Raw genomic sequence first — 18,004 nt, forward strand, 5'->3', positions numbered from 1 at the left:
CTTTTATTTAATAACAATCGGTTTTAATTTGTTGATTAGCTTCAAAATCACTTAAAGGCAATTGTAGTTTCATATTGGTGATATCATGTAATTGTTCTAAAACTTGATTTTGCATTACTATTGAACCACAAATCATAATCAAACCTTTATTTTTGAGATGATTTGCAATAAAATCTGCTTGTTGGAGTATTATATCTTGAACATACACTTTCTCTGTGTTTTCTTGTGAGAATGCGACATGACAATCTTTTAGTTTATTTTTATTAAAAGTTTCATCAATGACACTTGAGTAGAGTTCTAAAGATGCTTTGGTACGTAAGCCTAAAAATAAATGAATTTCTTTTTGTGCTAAGTTATTATCAATCATCCCTAAAAACGGAGCAATTCCTGTTCCGTTTGCAATCATAACGACTGCTTTTGATGACTTCGCAAAATGAAACTCTTGATTATACTCAACTGTTGCAGAAATGATATCGTTAACATTAAGCGTACTTAAATATGATGAACATAAACCCTTCTCATGTTTTTTAATACTCAATAAAATATCATCTCCTATTTTTGCTACGGAATATTGTCGAGCAGCTTCATTTACATTTAGCCTAAAAGCTAACAAATCTCCAGATTCGAATTTCACTTTTTTAGTCGGTTTTAATTGCAACATAAAGGTTTGATCTACATTTAAGTCTGTACGATTTACAACTTTAAATTGTCTCGTATTTTTTGAATTAAGATTTACGACAGGTTGCTTAATCTGAAGCGGTAAACCATTAACAATACTCCATTGATTTGCCCAAGTTTGAAAAGCCTCAAACGACTGATTATTGATTTTGAATAGCTCTAATGACTGCTTAAAACCTTGATGCGATTTCAATAAATGATCAACATCTTCGGCATATTTGCAATATTCAGGATAGAGTAAGGATCCAAAACCTAATACAGCATAATCTATAGTATGATTTTGAGTTGAATGTTCTACTAAACTCTCAAATTTATTAGCATTAATTGGAGCATCTCCTTCTCCATACGTTGATGTAAACACAAGCATTTGCTTGGCTTGCTTAAAGGTGCTGTATTTATTCATTTCAGTAATAAAAACCGTTTTACCTTGAGCTATTAATGCTTCATAAAATAAGTTGGCAAAACTGAATGTATTTCCACTTTCTGAACCTACGAGTATGATAATTTCCGAAGAATCTTTAGTAAATCTATTTTTAGAAATATCTATATTTTTCCTGCGTTTTAAGGTCATTGCAAAGCCTGAATAGATAAAAAACAGCAATACCAAACAAACTAAAAACAATACAATAGACCATACAATAGTACCTTGACCTGTATGTAAAAACAAACTCCATTGCGACAATAATTGTGTTAATGGATACTCTTGTTCGCTAACAATTGCTCCAGAATATTGATTGACCAAAAGCTCTTTATCTTTCAGTTTAATAAAGAAATAATCTTCTATATCTTCGGAAAAAGGAAACTCTAAGCTTTTTACATCTGCTATTTTTAAAGCCTGAAATACTTGAAAATCTGAGGTTGGAATTTTATCAATTTCCGAAGTTAAAACTTCAGGATACTCATGAGATATGTTAGTTTCTGGAAGTAATGAAAATTTTTCTAAAGACAAATAAACACCTGTTAGTGCTACAATTAAAATAGGAATTAAAAGCCACCTACCAAGAACGACATGATAATATTGCTCAAAGTTTTCATTAATAACTTTAGAAAAATAGCGACGAATACCACCTTGTCTTTTGGCTATTAAAATCATTCCTGAAATAGCCATTAAGATTAAAAAAAAAGAGACTAAACCAACAATAAATCGTCCGGTAGATTTTAAAAATAATGAACGATGTAAATTGGTCGCAAAACTAAAAACTGGTGCTTTTTCTATTAAATCCCCTAATTTTTCGCCTGTTTTAGGATTAATGTAAAAGGTATCGTTTTCTCCTTCGTTTGTTATAACAGACGCTACAACAAAATCATTCTCATCGGTTTCGATAGTCAGGATTTCATCATAACAATCTGCTAAATGCTTTATAGTTGTCGCTACTGGTGTTTTGCTATTAATTCCATATGGTTGTAACTGATTTGAAATTGGCTCCAAAGCCAAAATCATACCAGTAACCGAAGCTAAAACTATAAAAAAAAAGGAAATTAAAGCCAAAATAAAATGGCTAAATCTCCAAATAGAAATGGTCATTCTTAATTATTTTATTGAGGCATCATGCGTATATATCTGATAAAACCTTTGCCTTCAATTTTACTTTTTACATTTTGAGATGTGATTTCAAACTCGACGTCATTTTTGTAATATTCTTGATCTTCTACTGCAGACTCAAATCTAAGTTTGTAGCCTTTGTCTAATTTATCGTCATCAATTTCTATGATGCTAATTGCACGTTCGCCTCCACTTATGGTTGCTCCTGTGATAGCATCGATATTTGTTCTTTTTTTTCCGTAGAAATCCCACCAAGACTCAACAGTATTGTACCATTCATCATCATCACCTTTTACGTACAATGTTTTTTCATAATTACCTTCTGGATTGATTAAAGAAATTACGATGTATGCGCCTTCACCTGTATAATTCGTCATTTGAATCATACATTTATACTTTGATGAACTAGTTAATGTTTTGAATGACATGAAGCCTAAAACCAAAACAAAAACGGGAATTAATAAGCGTAAATTTTTCATATTCTAGGGTATACTATTTTAAAAATTCAATTGAAATATTATTCTTTTTGAGCAACTCATTTTCTTTTGCTAAATCATAAGCGGTTTCATCAAAATATGTTACGATGCTTTTGTCTGCGCCTTGTTCTAAAAGAAACTTTAAAATATCTGCATCTTTAGCTTTCATCGCAGCTAATATTAAGGTTGTATTCCCTTCACTATTTTTAGCGTTGATATCTATGTTTTTGTCAACAGCCATTTTTAGTAAATCGATGCTATTTTTTTCTACTGCTAAGTGGTACCAAGTATTTCCGTTTTTTTGAACAGCAGTTAAGTCTAGATTATTACGTTTTAATAATTCTGTTTTTTTAGAAAACTGCTCTTTGGTTCTATTGGAATATGAATCAATTAAGTAATAGGCTAAATTGTTTCCTTCGGCATCTATAATAGTCGTTTTATGTCCTTTAGTAATTAAATATTCTACAACATCTGAAGAATTCCCATTGACAGCTAAAGACAAAGCTGATTGCCCTTTTTTGTTGGTATCATTAATGGCTTTTAAATTTGACACAAAAATTTTAACGACATCTAAACTATTTCTCGAAGCAGCATTCATTACAGCGCTATTTCCTTTTAAATCTTTAGTGCTAACATCTAAACCTTTCTCTAATAAATAATTTATTAGTTCAATATCTTTACTTCTAGATGCGATAACATGTAATGGAGAAATACCTTCTTCATTAAATATATTAGGATTTAAACCTAAACTTTCTAAATATTTATAAACCTCTACTCCATTGGTTTTTCCTCGTGTTCCATAAGCTGCAAACAAAAATGCTTGATTAGAGCCTTTGACTCCTTTTTCGAGTAAGGCATTCATCAATTCAATATTTCCTGTTCTGGCAACATAGTTAAAGACACCATTTCCGGTCTTATCAACACTATTAATATCTAGTCCTTTAGATTGGAAATAATTAATCAGTTTAAACTCTTTATCACTTGGAGCAACTAATAATAAAGCATTTGCTCCATCTGGATTCAAATCTTTTTTTAGATTGGCTCCATTTGCCAAACACAAATCATAGACCTTTGTATCTTGCTGTCCTGAAGACGCTGCAAAATTTAGAATTGTATTCCCTTTATCATCTGTAAGATCTGTTTTGGCACCTTTACTAAGTAAATACTTCATGAACTCAACATTGCCTTTGTATGCTGCCCAAAAGATATAAGTTCTTCCATCATGGGTGAGTTTGTTTACTTCATTTCCTTTTTTGGATTGAATATATTCAATAGTAGCATTAGGTGCGTCTTGAAGAATAGCATAGACAACAGCATCAAAATTATTACCATTAGCTTGAGCTATATCATTTCCTTCTTTAATTTTTAACTCAACATCTTCAATTGAAGGATTAGAACTCCAAAAGTCACGATTTAAGAATATATTGTCTTGAGAAAAACCATACACACTAATTAAAAGTGTGATTACGGTTGTATAAATTTTAAACTGTTTCATATTATTTTTTTACGAATGATTCTATGACATTACTAATTTGCTTTTCTTCGTTCACGTCTTCAGCAAATAAATATTTGTAAAGTAATTTATTATCTACTTTAGATTCTAGTGATAAATCTTGATTCCTTCCATAAACGTCGTCCCATTTACTTCTAACAATAGCCCATTTATCTTGGTTTTCTTTCCACCAATTTGCTGCTGCTTGGCATCTACTATCATCAACCTTGACATAAGTATTATATCCTTTTTCTTTGGCTAAAACGACATCATTTTCACCATCTTCACGAATGATTTTATCATTATCTTGATCATGTACCCATCCATAATTAGTGATTTCATGTCTATTACCTCTGAGTGTAATATTGTAATCACTTCGCTTGGTATATTCTCTTCTTGGTAATGGAGCTGTTGTTGTGTTTTCCCAATAACTTTTTCCGTCAACATGAACCCAAGTTGAAGAACCTTCATAACGCGGACTATCATCTACTTGATATACTTTTTGTGTCCATTGACCTGCAACTTCATCATTGTCTTTATTTTCAAAATCCCAAGCATTATCTCCATTGAACATATAAAAATCAGTGTTTTCAAATAACCAATCTTGTCTCCAATGCTTCACTATATGCGGTTGTGCTGGATTTCCAACTTGTAATAAATGTTGAATGGATAATTTATTATCATCATCTTGAATCAGCTGAGCCCACTCTAAACCTTTATCAACTTTAGTTTTTGAAGGCATATATAATGAGTCTTCACTGTAAGAAAATGTCTCTGCAAAATTGAATGCAACTTCAAAGCAACCACACATACTTTTGATGGCTTCTTTATCTTGTTCTTTCTTGTTTTGCGCATTTCCTACTGATGAAAACGTTAAAATTACGACTAGTAAACTTGCTATTTGTTTCATTTTTAAGTGATTATTTTTTATGATTTAAAAAAATTTAAATTTATCTATTCTTATTTAGATTGAATTAAAATAAGTATATATATTTGCCGCAAATCTAATCAAGAATGAGTCTAAATAAAAATAATTTCTGTATTTATTTTTCACTTTTTTTAGTAAGCTTTTCTTACGCTCAGAAAACCAATGAGATAGAAAACGATTCTACGAAAACAGAGCAATTAGAAGAAATTGTTATTACTGGTCAATACAATCCGCAGTCCATAAAAAAGTCGGTTCATAATGTAATTGTTATCAATAGAAAACAAATAGATCAACAAGCAGCTAATAACCTTGCCGATTTATTAAACTTCAACCTAAATCTTAACATCATACCTAATTCTCAAACAGGAAAATCAACTATTTCCTTTTTTGGTTTAGATGCACAATACTTTAATATCTTAATAGATAATGTGCCTTTAGTAAGTGATAATGGCTTAGGTAATAACATAGATTTAACTCAAGTAAATCTTGATGATGTTGAGCGTATTGAGATTGTTGAAGGCGCTATGGGAGTTGAGTATGGAGCTAATGCAGTATCTGGTGTAATTAATATTATTACAAAAAAGTCAATTGATAATGATTGGAAAATCCAAACCTATTTACAAGAAGAAACTGTTAATGATGATTATGCTTGGTTTGATAAAGGTAGACATATCCAATCTATAAATGTATCACATAACATTAACGATAAATGGTTTGCTAAAATAGGGTTTAACAGAAATGATTTTGCTGGTTTTTTTAATAACCGACAAGGACAAGATTATTATCAAAACGATGGATTAAGAGGTTATGAATGGTTGCCTAAACATCAAATTGTTACCAATGCCTTAGTGAGGTATAGCACTAAAAACTTCAGATTATTTTACAAATTCGAATACTTTAACGAGCAATTAAACTACTACGATGCTACCGTAAGAGCAAATATAGATACCGAAACCCAAACCAGTAATCCATCTGCTACAGATCGTATTTTCACGACCAATAGATTTTTAAATAATCTAAACATAGATGGCAATTTAAACTCTGGTGCTAACTATAACGTATCACTTTCATATCAACAACAAAAACGAGATTTAAACCAATTTAACTACTTCATATTAACAGAACAGCGAAGTAATGAAACCGATGAAACCTATCAATCTAGTAAAGTATTATTCTCAAAAGGCACCATTGGAAACCTTGTGAAGAATGATTTTTATAATTTCCAGTTGGGTTACGAAGCTAGGTATATTGAAGGTTTTGACACACAAGCTTCTGGTGATGTAACTCAAGTCGATAAAACCAGTACGCAAAATAACATAGCCTTATTTGGTTCTTCGGAAATGAGCCTCTCTAAAAATTTCTCGCTTAGACCAGGAATTAGATACGAACATAATTCTCAATTTGACTCTAAACTTTTAGGTTCTCTAAGTGCTAGATATTTAATAAAAAAGGGATTTGAACTTCGTGCAAATATTGGGTCTTCATATAGAGTACCAAATTTTGAAGAATTGTATTACTACTTCGTAGATTCAAATCATGATGTAAGAGGTAATGAAAATCTTAATCCAGAAAATGGTTATTCTGCATTTATCAATCTAAAAAAACGAAGTTGGTTTAATGATATCTCATTAATCAATAACTTAAAATTTAGCTATATAGATCTTTCAGATAAAATTGATTTAGCCATTGTAAATACAACTCCTTTACAATACCAATACATAAATATTGACAGTTTTAAACTCATGGGATTCACTCTAGATAATTCGTTTAAACGAAATGGTTTTACTTTCAATTTAGGCGCTACATATCAAGGTATTGCTAGAATTAATGAAAATGAAACAAATGGAGAAGATGGTTTTCTTTACAATTTTCAAGTTAATACAAGTGCTTCCTATTTCTATAAAAAATGGAACACTTCTTTTACTATGCTCCTTAAATATAATGGAGAACAAGAAAATTACATTGCTAACGGTACAGACGATGATGGTAATTCTCTTTTCACTAAAGCGACTACAGATGCTTATAGCTGGTTAGATGCTTCAGTAAAAAAATCATTTTTTGATAACACAATAGACCTCACAATAGGAAGTAGAAATTTATTGGACATCACAAATGTAAATGTCAGCAATGCTAGTAGTGTTGGTGATGTTCATACTTCTAATAACAGTACTCTTCTTTTGGGCTACGGACGATCTTATTACTTAAAACTATTATATAATTTAAATTTTTAAACACTATTATTATGATTAACAAATTATTTAAACTCGCTTTATGCTTAAGCATTATAACCTTTTCAAGTTGCTCAAGTGATGATGACAGTCCTCAAGGACCATTAACAATTACTATTGAGGGTGCATCTGTTACACCAGAAGTTGGAGGTCCAAACCAACAAAACCAAGTGTATGTTGATTTGAGTACAAATACTACTACAAGTGTACAAAGAGACTCGTGGGATTTAGGATTTTATTCTGGTTCAGATTTTAGAGTTGTAATCAATAGTTCAATTTATATGGCTACTGCTCAACTGTCTACTACAGATATTGATGCTGTTTCATCGTCTACTCAAGAAGTTGTTGATTTGCAACCACAAGTTGCTGTTGGTACTTTTGAAGATGCCAATATGGAATTTATTGATGCACCAGATGGTTCATTGACAAATACTGCAATTGCTCAAATTGCAGATAATGATGAAAACAATAATGTTTACCTCATTAACTTAGGTGATGAAGTTGGTACAGAAACTCCTTCTACAGGTAGCGTAGATGTATCTGATGATAGCAGAGGTTGGAAAAAAATTAGAATACTAAAAGATGGTAATAATTATATCCTACAGTATGCAGATTTAGATGATAGTACTCACGAAGAAATTACGATCACAAAAAATACAGGATACCACTTTACATTTTTTAGTTTTAATACAGAATCAATTGTAAATGTTGAGCCAGAATCAACACAATGGGATTTAAACTTTACAGTATTTACTAATGAAATTGAAGGTTATGGATCTTATGGTTACTCAGATTATGTTTTAAATAATTCAAAATCTAATGCGCTTGTTTATATGATAGATACTGAGACAGATGCGGTTTCTTATGAAGATTTTACACTTAGTGATGTAAATGATATAAATTTTACAATTGACCAAAGAGGCGTTGGTAGCTCTTGGAGAAATGGTGGAGGACCTGGTAGTTTACCTTCGTTAAAAGACAATGTATTTTACATTGTTAATGATACTTCAGGAAACTTATACAAGCTTAAATTTTTAGCATTAACAAATGAAGCTGGAGAACGTGGTTACCCAGAGTTTGTTTATAGCTTAATACAAGAATAGTTATTGGATTAGTTAGCTTGCTTTTATTAGAGTCCTTGTCTTATGGCAAGGACTTTTTCTTTTAATGATATTTTGTAAAAATCTTTGTTGCTTCATTATAAGAGCTTTCAAAACTCATCGCATTGAGATTATTATGCTTTTCAGATGTAAAATAGGACAATAATTTTTCGGTAGGCATGTTACCTGTAAGTTCATCTTTTGCCATTGGGCAACCACCAAATCCTTGAATAGCACCATCAAATCGCATACATCCAGCTTTAAAGGCTGCATCAACTTTTTCATGCCAAGTTGTTGGTGTTGTATGTAAATGTGCACCAAACTCAATTTCAGAATATTGCGGAATTAAATTAGAAAATAAATAATCAATATTTTCTGGGTTTGAACTACCAATAGTATCGCTCAATGAAAGGATTTTAACTCCCATTTTACTTAATCGTTCTGTCCACTCACCTACGATATCAACATCCCAAGGATCTCCATAAGGGTTTCCAAATCCCATTGAAATATAGACGACGACTTCTTTATTATGCTTATTTGCTAGTTCTAAAATTTCAGAAAGTGTTACAACAGATTGTGCAATGGTTTTATGCGTATTTCGCATTTGGAAGTTTTCAGATATTGAAAATGGATATCCCAAATAATCAATCTCTGGATGTTTGCAAGCCTCTACTGCACCTCTGGTATTTGCTATAATTGCTAGAAGTTTACTTGTAGTAGTACTCAAATCTAGTTGTGCTAAAACTTCAGCAGTATCTACCAATTGTGGTATTGCTTTAGGTGAAACAAAGCTCCCAAAATCTATCGTATCAAAACCTACTCGTAGCAAAGATTGGATGTATTGTACTTTCTTTTCCGTAGGAATAAAAGTTTTAATCCCTTGCATTGCATCACGAGGACATTCGATTATTTTAATAGGTTTCATCATCTTGTTCAAAGATAGTAATAATGAGGAAATGTTTGTTTTATTTTTCCGAAGTTAAAATTAATATCGCAATCCCAACAAAGACAATAATTTGCAACCATTTTAGATATAATCCAATGCGTTTATGCTGTTTTATATATTCTGAAATTGAGCCTGCCAAAATAGCTATTATAGAAAAAATAATTGCTGAGACTAACATAAATAATAATCCTAACACGTAAAATTGAACAACAGAACTTAAAGTGTCACTAAATAGAAAACCTGGGAAAAATGCTAAAAAGAAGATCGATACTTTAGGATTTAATACATTCATAATAAACCCTTGTTTGAAGAGTTGCAGTAAACTTTTCTTCGGAACGTTCTCACTATTTAAACTAAGTTCTGAACTTGATTTATATACCTTAAAAGCTAAAAACAATAAATAAAGTGCTCCAAGAAGTTTTATTATAAAAAATAGTGTGTCGCTTTCTTTAATGATAGCAGATACGCCAAAAGCAACTAATGTTGTGTGCACCAAACAACCCGAAATTAAACCTGCAACGGTTGCTAATCCATATTTTTTACCATTAACAATACTTTGCATTAAGACATAGATATTATCTGGTCCTGGAGATAGTGATAATACCGAAGTTGCAATCATGAAAGATATAAGAAGGTCGTAATTCAAAGTAACTATTTTTTATAAAAATAGTTAAAATATTGTGTAAGACAACAACTGTTTCAACGACTCTAATTACTAATCACTAATTATAATGTACTATGAAAAGAATTACTTTAACTTTAAAATCTTTAACTTTAATTAGTGCTCTTTTAGTTTCTACATCACTTTTCTCACAATCAAGAGCTTCATATACTGTCTCGTTTACGAGTGTATGGGATACAGAAACAAACGATCCTGTTAATGGAAATAGTATTGTAGCATTACCTAATAATGCACATTGGTCTGATCTTGTTGGAGCTACACATAATAGTTCTACTAAGCTTTTAGAAATGGGGAGTTTAGCGAGTTTAGGTGTTAAAAATGTTGCCGAAATTGGTGACAACAATGAAATATCTAATGAAGTACAAGCACTTATTACTGCTGGTAATGCAGATCAATATTTACAAACTAGTTTTGATGCTTTTGCTCCAAGAACAACTGCTACGCTTACAAATATTGAGGTAAGTGAGGATTTTCCGCTTTTGAGTTTAATATCAATGATTGCTCCTAGTCCAGATTGGATGATTGCTGTAGATGGAATCAATCTTAGAGATGGCAATACTTGGGTTGATGAAATTGTTATTCCGTTATTTCCTTATGATGCTGGTACAGATAGTGGTATGTTTTATACTTCACCAAATCAAGTTACGACACCTAGTTTTGAGCCAATTTTTGTTTTAATCAATGAAGGTCCTTTTAACGCAAAACCTATAGGTACGCTTACAATTACTTTTAATCAAGTTCTTAGCGTTGATACTCAAAGTATCACCAAAGTTAGTTTATATCCTAATCCTTCAAAAGGAGAAATGACGATCAAAACGTCTAGCTCAAATACACTGGACCAAGCCCTAGTTTATGATGTTTTAGGAAAACAGGTTGCTAGATTTAAAAATAGGAATTCAAACGATGAATTACAAATGGATTTGACGAACTTAAATAATGGTGTCTACTTAGTTAGATTAATTCTAAAAGACGGTTCTCAATCCACTAAAAAGGTAGTTATCAACTAAAACAAAGATGTATTTCATCTATAAACCAAGTGTTTCATCGGATTTTTATATATTTACGTTTAGATACTTAACCTACACATGTCCTTTAAGTTATGAAACTCATCACTCAAATTAAGTCCTTTTTATTTCTAATAGTCGCTATTTTATCATTTTCTATTACATCTGCTCAAAATGAACCACAATGTGGAACAATTGCTACCGCAGAATCTGAAAAATATTTTCAAAATTCACTTCCTCAAGTCAGACAGTTTGAGCAAGAATATTACCAAAAAGCGTTACAACGTTCTTCTACAGCAGTAAGTACTGTTCCTGTTAAAATACACATTATTAGAACAGATGAGGGTTTTGGTGGTTTTACTGAATCAACGATTAACGATATCATAGATAACATGAATACCTTTTATATTAACGCATTTATTGAGTTCTTCATTTGCGATGCCATTAATTATATTGATAGTACAGAATATTATGATTTTTCAATAAATGAGCAAGATGCGCTAACTAATGCCAATAATACGCCTAACGTTATTAATATTTATTTTGCCAACTCTGTAAGTACAGAAGAAGGTGGTGGTTTATGTGGTTATGCTTTTTTTCCTGGTGGACCAGATGTTATAATGATGGACAATTCTTGTGCAATCAATGGTAGTACTATGCCTCATGAAATGGGACATTTTTTTGGATTATCACACACACATGGAAATATCAACGGTACATTAACAACAGAATTAGTTGATGGATCTAATTGTGACACAGATGGTGATTTTGTTTGTGATACAGCTGCAGATCCACAATTGGGGTATGGAAATGTTAACACATCTTGTAATTACGTTGGTAATGCAATAGATGCTAATGGTGATGATTTTGTACCAGAACCATTAAATCTAATGTCATATTCTAGAAAAGAATGTCGTACGTTATTTTCTCAAGGACAATATGCTCGCATTTATGGTGTGTACCAAACATCTAGGTCTGTAATGGGTTGCCCAAGCTTTAATGTAGATCTTACTGCAAATTTCACTAGAGATTGTGGTAATTCAATGACTGTTGATTTTATAGATAACAGTATTGGAGCAACCTCTTGGGAATGGGATATTGATGGTGATGATATTATTGATTATACAACTCAAAACCCTTCACACAGTTATTATGGCGCTGGTGGATATGATGTTACTTTAACTATTTCTAATGGATCACAATCTTTAACAAAAGTATATCAAGAATATATTAAAGTTGGAGGAGAAACTACAAATACCACTCAAGTCATACTAACTTTAGTTACAGATGATTGGCCAGCAGAAACATCTTGGGTTTTTAGAAACAATAATACTGCAGAAGAAATAACAAGCCCAGAATACATTGAAGGTATTGACGATTTCACAACGTTCATAGTGCCTTTTAATATTTCAACAAATGAATGTTACACGTTTGAAATGATTGATAGCTATGGTGATGGAATCTGTTGTTTTTCTGGAAATGGATCTTACACGCTTGAGACTTTAGAAGGTGATCCTATTGTTACAGGAGGAGATTATGGAGATGGAGAAATAACTTATTTGTCAAACAATGTGTTGAGTATAGATAACTATTTTTCAGCTAATGCTATTTCTGTATATCCAAACCCGACACAAGATCTTTTAAATATTAAATTGGCAAACACGAATGATTTACCAGACGGTTTTAAAGTTTATAATATGTTAGGACAAATTATAAGAAGCAAGAAAATTAATCATGTTGATGATTTAAGAATCCAAACAAACACATTAAGTAATGGTGTGTATTATATTGAATTAACAAAAGAAAATAACTCCAGTACAATTCCGTTTATTAAGAATTAATGCTTCGGAAATATTATAATTTACAAGCGAATTGCATTTACTTTTAATTCGCTTTTTTTAATAAAGCCTTATTGATATTCTTGATCAATCTTGGTCCTTCATAAATAAAACCAGTATAGACTTGCACTAAATCTGCTCCTGCTTCTAGTTTTTCTAAAGCATCTTCTGCAGAATGAATACCTCCTACTCCAATTATAGGAAATGACTTATTACTTTTTTCTGAAAGATATTTGATAACTCGCGTAGATTTCTCTTTAATAGGTTGACCACTTAATCCACCATTGCCTATTTCAGTAAGACGCTCATTAGACGCTTTTAAACCCGTTCTATCAATTGATGTATTACTCGCAATAACTCCATCTAGGCTCGTTTCAAAAATAATATCGACGATTTCATCTAGTTGTTGGTCATTCAAATCTGGAGCAATTTTTAATAAAATTGGCTTTTGTGTTTCAAACGTTTTATTAGCTTTTTGCACTGTAGAAATGAGTTCCAATAAATAATCCTTATCATTTAATTTAGCGTGACTCCCAACATTTGGACAACTCACATTAAGTACAAAATAATCAACGTAAGGGTGTAAACCGTTAAAACATTCTAAATAATCTTTGGTATAGTCTTCAGGTTTGGTATCTGTATTTTTACCAATGTTACCACCAATAATTAATTTGCCTTTATTTTTCTTTAGTTGAGAAATAGCTATTTCTAAACCTTCGTTATTGAAACCCATTCGGTTAATAATCCCTTTATCGTCTTTTAATCTAAATAAACGCTTTTTAGGGTTCCCAACCTGACCTTTTGGTGTTACTGTTCCTATTTCGATAAACCCAAAACCAAAATTCGCTAATTCATTATAAAGCACAGCATTCTTATCAAAACCTGCAGCTAGTCCAACTGGGTTTTTAAATTTTAGTCCGAAAACTTCACGCTCCAAAGATTTATCTTCAACGAGATATAGATTTCTAAACAAAGCTGAAAATCCTGGAATTTTAGACACATTCCGAATTAAAGAAAATGTGAAGTAGTGAACTTTTTCAGGATCAAAACAAAATAATAGTGGTCTTAGTAGAAGCTTGTACATTGAAAATCTTTTCTAATGCAAAAATAATATACATTTGAATATAATCGCTAACTTTAGGTTTATAAATTAACCTATGGTTTTTATTATTCATTCAAACCCTAAAAAGAAAACAATTACACGTTATGATTTCAAAAAAAGACATCACAAAACGATTTATAAGCTACGTTACAGTTGACACAGAATCAGATCCAGAAAGCGACACAACACCAAGTACAGCAAAACAATGGGACTTAGCAAATGCTCTAGTACTAGAATTAAAGGACATTGGCATGAGCGATGTCACTATTGATGACAATTCTTACATCATGGCAACTTTACCAAGCAATGTAGATCACAAAGTGCCAACAATAGGTTTTGTTTCTCATTTTGACACCACACCAGACTTTACTGGAGCTAATGTCAAACCTCAAATTATAGAAAATTATGATGGAAAGGATATTATTTTAAATGCTTCGGAAAACATTGTGCTCTCACCAGATTATTTTGAAGATTTATTACTCTATAAAGGTCAAACTCTAATTACTACCGACGGAACAACACTTCTTGGCGCAGATGACAAAGCAGGAATAACAGAAATTATCTCTGCAATGGAATACCTTATCAATCATCCAGAAATTAAACATGGAAAGATTAGAGTAGGTTTTACACCAGATGAAGAAATTGGTCGTGGAGCTCATAAATTTGATGTTAAAAAATTTGGAGCAGATTGGGCTTATACGATGGATGGTAGTCAAATTGGAGAACTCGAATATGAGAATTTCAATGCTGCAGGAGCCAAAGTGACCATTAAAGGAAAAATAGTACATCCAGGTTATGCTAAAGGAAAAATGGTAAACTCTATGTATATCGCTACTGAGTTCATTAATTCTTTACCTCGCATGGAAACACCTGAACATACAGATGGTTATCAAGGTTTTTTCCATCTGCACAACATGGAAGGTAAAGTTGAAGAAACCGTTTTACAGTACATCATTAGAGATCATGATATGGGTCATTTTGAAGCTAGAAAAGAAGTGATGCAAAATCTCACAGATGCGATCAATGAACAATATGAGCGTGAAGTCATTACTATTGAAATTAAAGACCAATACTTTAATATGAAAGAAAAGGTCGTACCTGTTATGCATATTGTTGATATTGCTGAAGAAGCAATGAAAGCACTAGATATTGAACCTTTAATCAAACCTATTAGAGGAGGAACTGATGGATCACAATTGAGTTATATGGGATTACCTTGTCCTAATATTTTTGCTGGTGGACATAATTTCCACGGAAGATACGAATACGTACCAGTTGAAAGTATGATAAAAGCAACTGAAGTCATTTGTAAAATTGTTGAGTTGACTGCGGAAAAGGCTTAAGATTAAATTATAGGTAAATGAAAAAAGTAAATTCCGTAGAAGAATACATAGAAGTAAACTCTCATTTTACTGAAGAACTATCTTTACTTCGGAAAATTATAAACTCTACAGCATTAGAAGAAACAATAAAATGGAGCATGCCAACCTACTGTTTAAACGGTAAAAACGTACTAGGCATTGGAGCTTTTAAAAATCACTTTTGTATTTGGTTTCATCATGGTGTCTTTTTAAAAGACAAACATAATTTACTTCATAACGCTCAAGAAGACAAAACTAAAGGTATGCGTCAAATGCGTTTTGAATCTAAAAAAGACTTCAATGAAGCTGCTGTTTTAAGTTATGTAAAAGAAGCTACAGAAAATCAAAGGTTAGGTAGAGAAATTAAACCTACTCGCAAAACTAAAACGATTAGTATTCCTTCGGAATTAAAAAACGCTCTAAAATCTAATTCAGAATTAAATACAAGTTTTAAAGCTTTAACTCCAGGAAGACAAAGAGAATACTGCGATTACATTAGTGAGGCAAAACGTGATACAACCAAAATATCTAGATTAGATAAAATCACTCCAATGATTATCAAAGGTATTGGCTTACATGATAAGTATAAAAACGGTTAAAACTATGAAGCTGTTTTTTATTTAGTTGTTGTTAGTTCATATTAGGTTATAGTCTATAAAACAAAAAACTCCGAAAGCGAACTTTCGGAGTTTTTAATATATTGAATATTTAAATTCTATCTATTTTACAGTTACTGGAGCATTTAATTTTCGGCTTATTTCCATAGAAAGAGCTGAACGTTCAAACTTAATCTTTCCTGCAAGTGTTTCGATAACACAGGTATTGTCTTTGTCATTAAGATCAACGATTTTACCGTGCATACCACTTTTTGTAACTACTTTATCACCTCTTTTTAACTCTGCTGCAAATGCTTTTTCTTGCTTTGCTCGTTTCATCTGTGGTGCAATCATAAAGAAATACACAACAGCAAACATGGCTACAAAAGGTAAAATATCTCCTATTCCCATAAATTATTTTCCTACTGGATTAATCGCAGCTGATCCAGCTTTCTTAGCTGGTGCGTTAGGATCTGGTTGAACGAAAGCTTTAATCTTAACAATTTCAGAACCTTTTTCTGTATTTGTTGTTAAAGTAATTGACTTTTGAACTTGGTTAGAACCTTTACCATTAAATTTAACAGTAAACTCAGCAGACTCACCTGGAGCTAATGGGTTTCTATTCCAATCTGAAGGTACAGTACATCCACATGTACTTTTAATATTACTAACAACTAATGGTGTTTTACCTGTATTAGTGTAGTTGAATTTTGTTTCTACTGGAGTACCATTAACGATAGTTCCAAAATCGTGTTCAGTTTCAGTAAAAGAAATCACTGGAAAATCTCCAGCAGTTGCATCTCTTTCTGCAGCAGCTGCTACGTTTTCTGAATTGATTTTGCTTGTTGCATCTTCTTTACAAGATGTGAAAGCTACTAAACATAATGCGCTTAACGCTAAAATTGCTTTTTTCATTGCTATAATTTTTAAATGATTTTGATTCGAGAAGCCAAATGTACTAATAATTTCATATAATTAAAATTTTTAGTCCATTTTCAAGCAAAACATTAACACTCTATCTCTTACAAAATATAAGGTTTACATTAAACCTCTACCAATTTTATTAAGATTTCCTTCCTTAGTATACTCTTTAACAATCTTGTCTAAAATACCGTTAATAAAATTACTACTCTTAGGTGTAGAATACTCTTTAGCTATTTCTAAATATTCGTTTATCGTAACTTTTACAGGTATCGACGGGAATCTTTGAAATTCACAAATTGCCATTTGCATTAATACTGTATCAATTTTTGTAATACGATCTGCATCCCAATTTTTAGTTTTAGATCCTATTTCTTCACTAAACTTAGTCTGATTTAGTGTCGTCTTTTTCAACAAATCAACTCCAAAATCTCTGTCTTCCATATCTTTATACAATTTTGGAGTAAAGAACTTTCCTTCGGAAGATGCTTTGACTTTCTTTAAAATCTTCAATATTGCAGTATTAACTACCGGAAGATCATCTAACCAAGTAATACGTTTATCTTCAAAATAATCATATAACTTATCATTTGGAGCAATGACTTCTGTAAATAAATCAATGATAAAAGTCTTATCTTCTTTAAAAGTTGATATTTTGGTAGACATATAGTCTTTATAAACATCACTTTTAAGCATCGATTTGAATATGACATCAATATATTCGAAATCTAAGTACCAAAGGTTTTCTTTTTGATCTTCAATTAATTCTAACAAATTCTCATTAGTACTAAGGAGCGTCAACACTTCATTATTTATAAACTTAGCATTGGGATTTTTTTCCTCTTTAGTTGCTAATAATTTATTTTGTGTTTTATCTAAAATGTCTTTTGATTTTTTATGTACCTCAATCAATAATGATAATTGTGCAATAAATAAATCATACATGCTATCTAGACTCTGTAGAAGAAACTTTTCGCTAATTTTAATATTATCGCTTTCTCCTCCTTTTGAAGCGTAGAGCGTTTGCATTACTTTTATACGAATATGTCGTCTATTTAACATGGTTACAAAGAGCTATTAATTAATAAAAGCAAATTTGATTACTGACC

16 protein-coding genes are annotated in these 18,004 nt (G+C 31.4%); 6 read left to right on the forward strand and 10 right to left on the reverse strand.

The window, feature by feature from the left end; all coding sequences use genetic code 11:
• Positions 1-7: 7 nt before the first annotated feature.
• The 4 genes from IM744_RS18495 to IM744_RS18510 are packed head-to-tail and all read right to left on the reverse strand — an operon-like array spanning position 8 to position 5,099.
• Positions 8-2,203 (reverse strand): PepSY domain-containing protein, encoded by a 2,196-nt coding sequence (locus tag IM744_RS18495; RefSeq protein WP_194509664.1) that lies wholly within the window; start codon positions 2,201-2,203, stop codon positions 8-10.
• A gap of 11 nt (positions 2,204-2,214) precedes the next feature.
• Positions 2,215-2,700, reverse strand: a complete 486-nt coding sequence (locus tag IM744_RS18500; RefSeq protein ID WP_194509665.1) for a DUF2271 domain-containing protein — start codon at positions 2,698-2,700, stop codon at positions 2,215-2,217.
• 13 nt (positions 2,701-2,713) lie between these two features.
• Positions 2,714-4,192, reverse strand: a complete 1,479-nt coding sequence (locus IM744_RS18505) for an ankyrin repeat domain-containing protein (protein ID WP_194509666.1) — start codon at positions 4,190-4,192, stop codon at positions 2,714-2,716.
• A 1-nt stretch (position 4,193) separates the two neighbouring features.
• Positions 4,194-5,099, reverse strand: coding sequence for a DUF6607 family protein (locus tag IM744_RS18510; RefSeq protein WP_194509667.1), 906 nt, complete (start codon positions 5,097-5,099; stop codon positions 4,194-4,196).
• Between the two features lie 104 nt (positions 5,100-5,203).
• On the opposite strand from IM744_RS18510, the gene IM744_RS18515 reads away from it, so the two are divergent.
• Positions 5,204-7,348, forward strand: a complete 2,145-nt coding sequence (locus IM744_RS18515) for a TonB-dependent receptor plug domain-containing protein (protein WP_194509668.1) — start codon at positions 5,204-5,206, stop codon at positions 7,346-7,348.
• 11 nt (positions 7,349-7,359) lie between these two features.
• Entirely contained in the window at positions 7,360-8,448 is a 1,089-nt protein-coding gene (locus IM744_RS18520; RefSeq protein WP_194509669.1) for an HmuY family protein, read from the forward strand.
• A 61-nt stretch (positions 8,449-8,509) separates the two neighbouring features.
• On the opposite strand, the gene IM744_RS18525 is transcribed toward IM744_RS18520, so the two are convergent.
• Both IM744_RS18525 and IM744_RS18530 read right to left on the reverse strand, forming a co-directional pair.
• Positions 8,510-9,373, reverse strand: coding sequence for a hydroxymethylglutaryl-CoA lyase (locus tag IM744_RS18525; RefSeq protein ID WP_194509670.1), 864 nt, complete (start codon positions 9,371-9,373; stop codon positions 8,510-8,512).
• Between the two features lie 37 nt (positions 9,374-9,410).
• Positions 9,411-10,037, reverse strand: a complete 627-nt coding sequence (locus IM744_RS18530; RefSeq protein WP_194509671.1) for a LysE family translocator — start codon at positions 10,035-10,037, stop codon at positions 9,411-9,413.
• A 92-nt stretch (positions 10,038-10,129) separates the two neighbouring features.
• On the opposite strand from IM744_RS18530, the gene IM744_RS18535 reads away from it, so the two are divergent.
• Together IM744_RS18535 and IM744_RS18540 are read left to right on the forward strand one after the other, a co-directional pair.
• Entirely contained in the window at positions 10,130-11,080 is a 951-nt protein-coding gene (locus tag IM744_RS18535) for a T9SS type A sorting domain-containing protein (RefSeq protein WP_194509672.1), read from the forward strand.
• 92 nt (positions 11,081-11,172) lie between these two features.
• Complete coding sequence (locus IM744_RS18540; protein WP_194509673.1) at positions 11,173-12,918, forward strand: zinc-dependent metalloprotease; 1,746 nt, start codon at positions 11,173-11,175, stop codon at positions 12,916-12,918.
• A 43-nt stretch (positions 12,919-12,961) separates the two neighbouring features.
• On the opposite strand, the gene IM744_RS18545 is transcribed toward IM744_RS18540, so the two are convergent.
• On the reverse strand, positions 12,962-13,999 hold the full coding sequence (locus IM744_RS18545; protein ID WP_194509674.1) for a quinone-dependent dihydroorotate dehydrogenase: 1,038 nt from the start codon (positions 13,997-13,999) through the stop codon (positions 12,962-12,964).
• 122 nt (positions 14,000-14,121) lie between these two features.
• Between IM744_RS18545 and pepT the strand changes: the two genes are divergently transcribed.
• Together pepT and IM744_RS18555 are read left to right on the forward strand one after the other, a co-directional pair.
• Positions 14,122-15,360, forward strand: coding sequence for a peptidase T (gene pepT, locus IM744_RS18550; RefSeq protein WP_194509675.1), 1,239 nt, complete (start codon positions 14,122-14,124; stop codon positions 15,358-15,360).
• A 17-nt stretch (positions 15,361-15,377) separates the two neighbouring features.
• Positions 15,378-15,977, forward strand: a complete 600-nt coding sequence (locus IM744_RS18555; protein WP_194509676.1) for a YdeI/OmpD-associated family protein — start codon at positions 15,378-15,380, stop codon at positions 15,975-15,977.
• Between the two features lie 120 nt (positions 15,978-16,097).
• Here the strand turns inward: IM744_RS18555 and yajC are convergent, their stop codons facing one another.
• The 3 genes from yajC to nusB all read right to left on the reverse strand — a co-directional run bounded on the left by yajC (position 16,098) and on the right by nusB (position 17,924).
• Positions 16,098-16,385: a preprotein translocase subunit YajC gene (gene yajC / locus IM744_RS18560; protein WP_194509677.1), complete on the reverse strand. Its 288-nt coding sequence runs from the start codon at positions 16,383-16,385 to the stop codon at positions 16,098-16,100.
• Between the two features lie 3 nt (positions 16,386-16,388).
• A complete protein-coding gene (locus IM744_RS18565; RefSeq protein ID WP_194509678.1) occupies positions 16,389-16,889 on the reverse strand; it encodes a DUF1573 domain-containing protein in 501 nt (166 codons plus the stop codon).
• Between the two features lie 123 nt (positions 16,890-17,012).
• A complete protein-coding gene (gene nusB, locus IM744_RS18570; protein WP_194509679.1) occupies positions 17,013-17,924 on the reverse strand; it encodes a transcription antitermination factor NusB in 912 nt (303 codons plus the stop codon).
• Positions 17,925-18,004: the final 80 nt, after the last annotated feature.

It is taken from the genome of Psychroserpens luteus, assembly GCF_015319355.1.
GTDB classification, from domain to species: domain Bacteria; phylum Bacteroidota; class Bacteroidia; order Flavobacteriales; family Flavobacteriaceae; genus Psychroserpens; species Psychroserpens luteus.

Excerpts from the sequence above, each read along its gene's own strand:
- IM744_RS18495 (WP_194509664.1), bottom strand. The coding sequence starts at position 2,203 with ATGACCATTTCTATTTGGAGATTTAGCCATTTTATTTTGGCTTTAATT.
- IM744_RS18500 (WP_194509665.1), bottom strand. The coding sequence starts at position 2,700 with ATGAAAAATTTACGCTTATTAATTCCCGTTTTTGTTTTGGTTTTAGGC.
- IM744_RS18505 (WP_194509666.1), bottom strand. The coding sequence starts at position 4,192 with ATGAAACAGTTTAAAATTTATACAACCGTAATCACACTTTTAATTAGT.
- IM744_RS18510 (WP_194509667.1), bottom strand. The coding sequence starts at position 5,099 with ATGAAACAAATAGCAAGTTTACTAGTCGTAATTTTAACGTTTTCATCA.
- IM744_RS18515 (WP_194509668.1), top strand. The coding sequence starts at position 5,204 with ATGAGTCTAAATAAAAATAATTTCTGTATTTATTTTTCACTTTTTTTA.
- IM744_RS18520 (WP_194509669.1), top strand. The coding sequence starts at position 7,360 with ATGATTAACAAATTATTTAAACTCGCTTTATGCTTAAGCATTATAACC.
- IM744_RS18525 (WP_194509670.1), bottom strand. The coding sequence starts at position 9,373 with ATGATGAAACCTATTAAAATAATCGAATGTCCTCGTGATGCAATGCAA.
- IM744_RS18535 (WP_194509672.1), top strand. The coding sequence starts at position 10,130 with ATGAAAAGAATTACTTTAACTTTAAAATCTTTAACTTTAATTAGTGCT.
- IM744_RS18540 (WP_194509673.1), top strand. The coding sequence starts at position 11,173 with ATGAAACTCATCACTCAAATTAAGTCCTTTTTATTTCTAATAGTCGCT.
- IM744_RS18545 (WP_194509674.1), bottom strand. The coding sequence starts at position 13,999 with ATGTACAAGCTTCTACTAAGACCACTATTATTTTGTTTTGATCCTGAA.
- pepT (WP_194509675.1), top strand. The coding sequence starts at position 14,122 with ATGATTTCAAAAAAAGACATCACAAAACGATTTATAAGCTACGTTACA.
- IM744_RS18555 (WP_194509676.1), top strand. The coding sequence starts at position 15,378 with ATGAAAAAAGTAAATTCCGTAGAAGAATACATAGAAGTAAACTCTCAT.
- yajC (WP_194509677.1), bottom strand. The coding sequence starts at position 16,385 with ATGGGAATAGGAGATATTTTACCTTTTGTAGCCATGTTTGCTGTTGTG.
- IM744_RS18565 (WP_194509678.1), bottom strand. The coding sequence starts at position 16,889 with ATGAAAAAAGCAATTTTAGCGTTAAGCGCATTATGTTTAGTAGCTTTC.
- nusB (WP_194509679.1), bottom strand. The coding sequence starts at position 17,924 with ATGCAAACGCTCTACGCTTCAAAAGGAGGAGAAAGCGATAATATTAAA.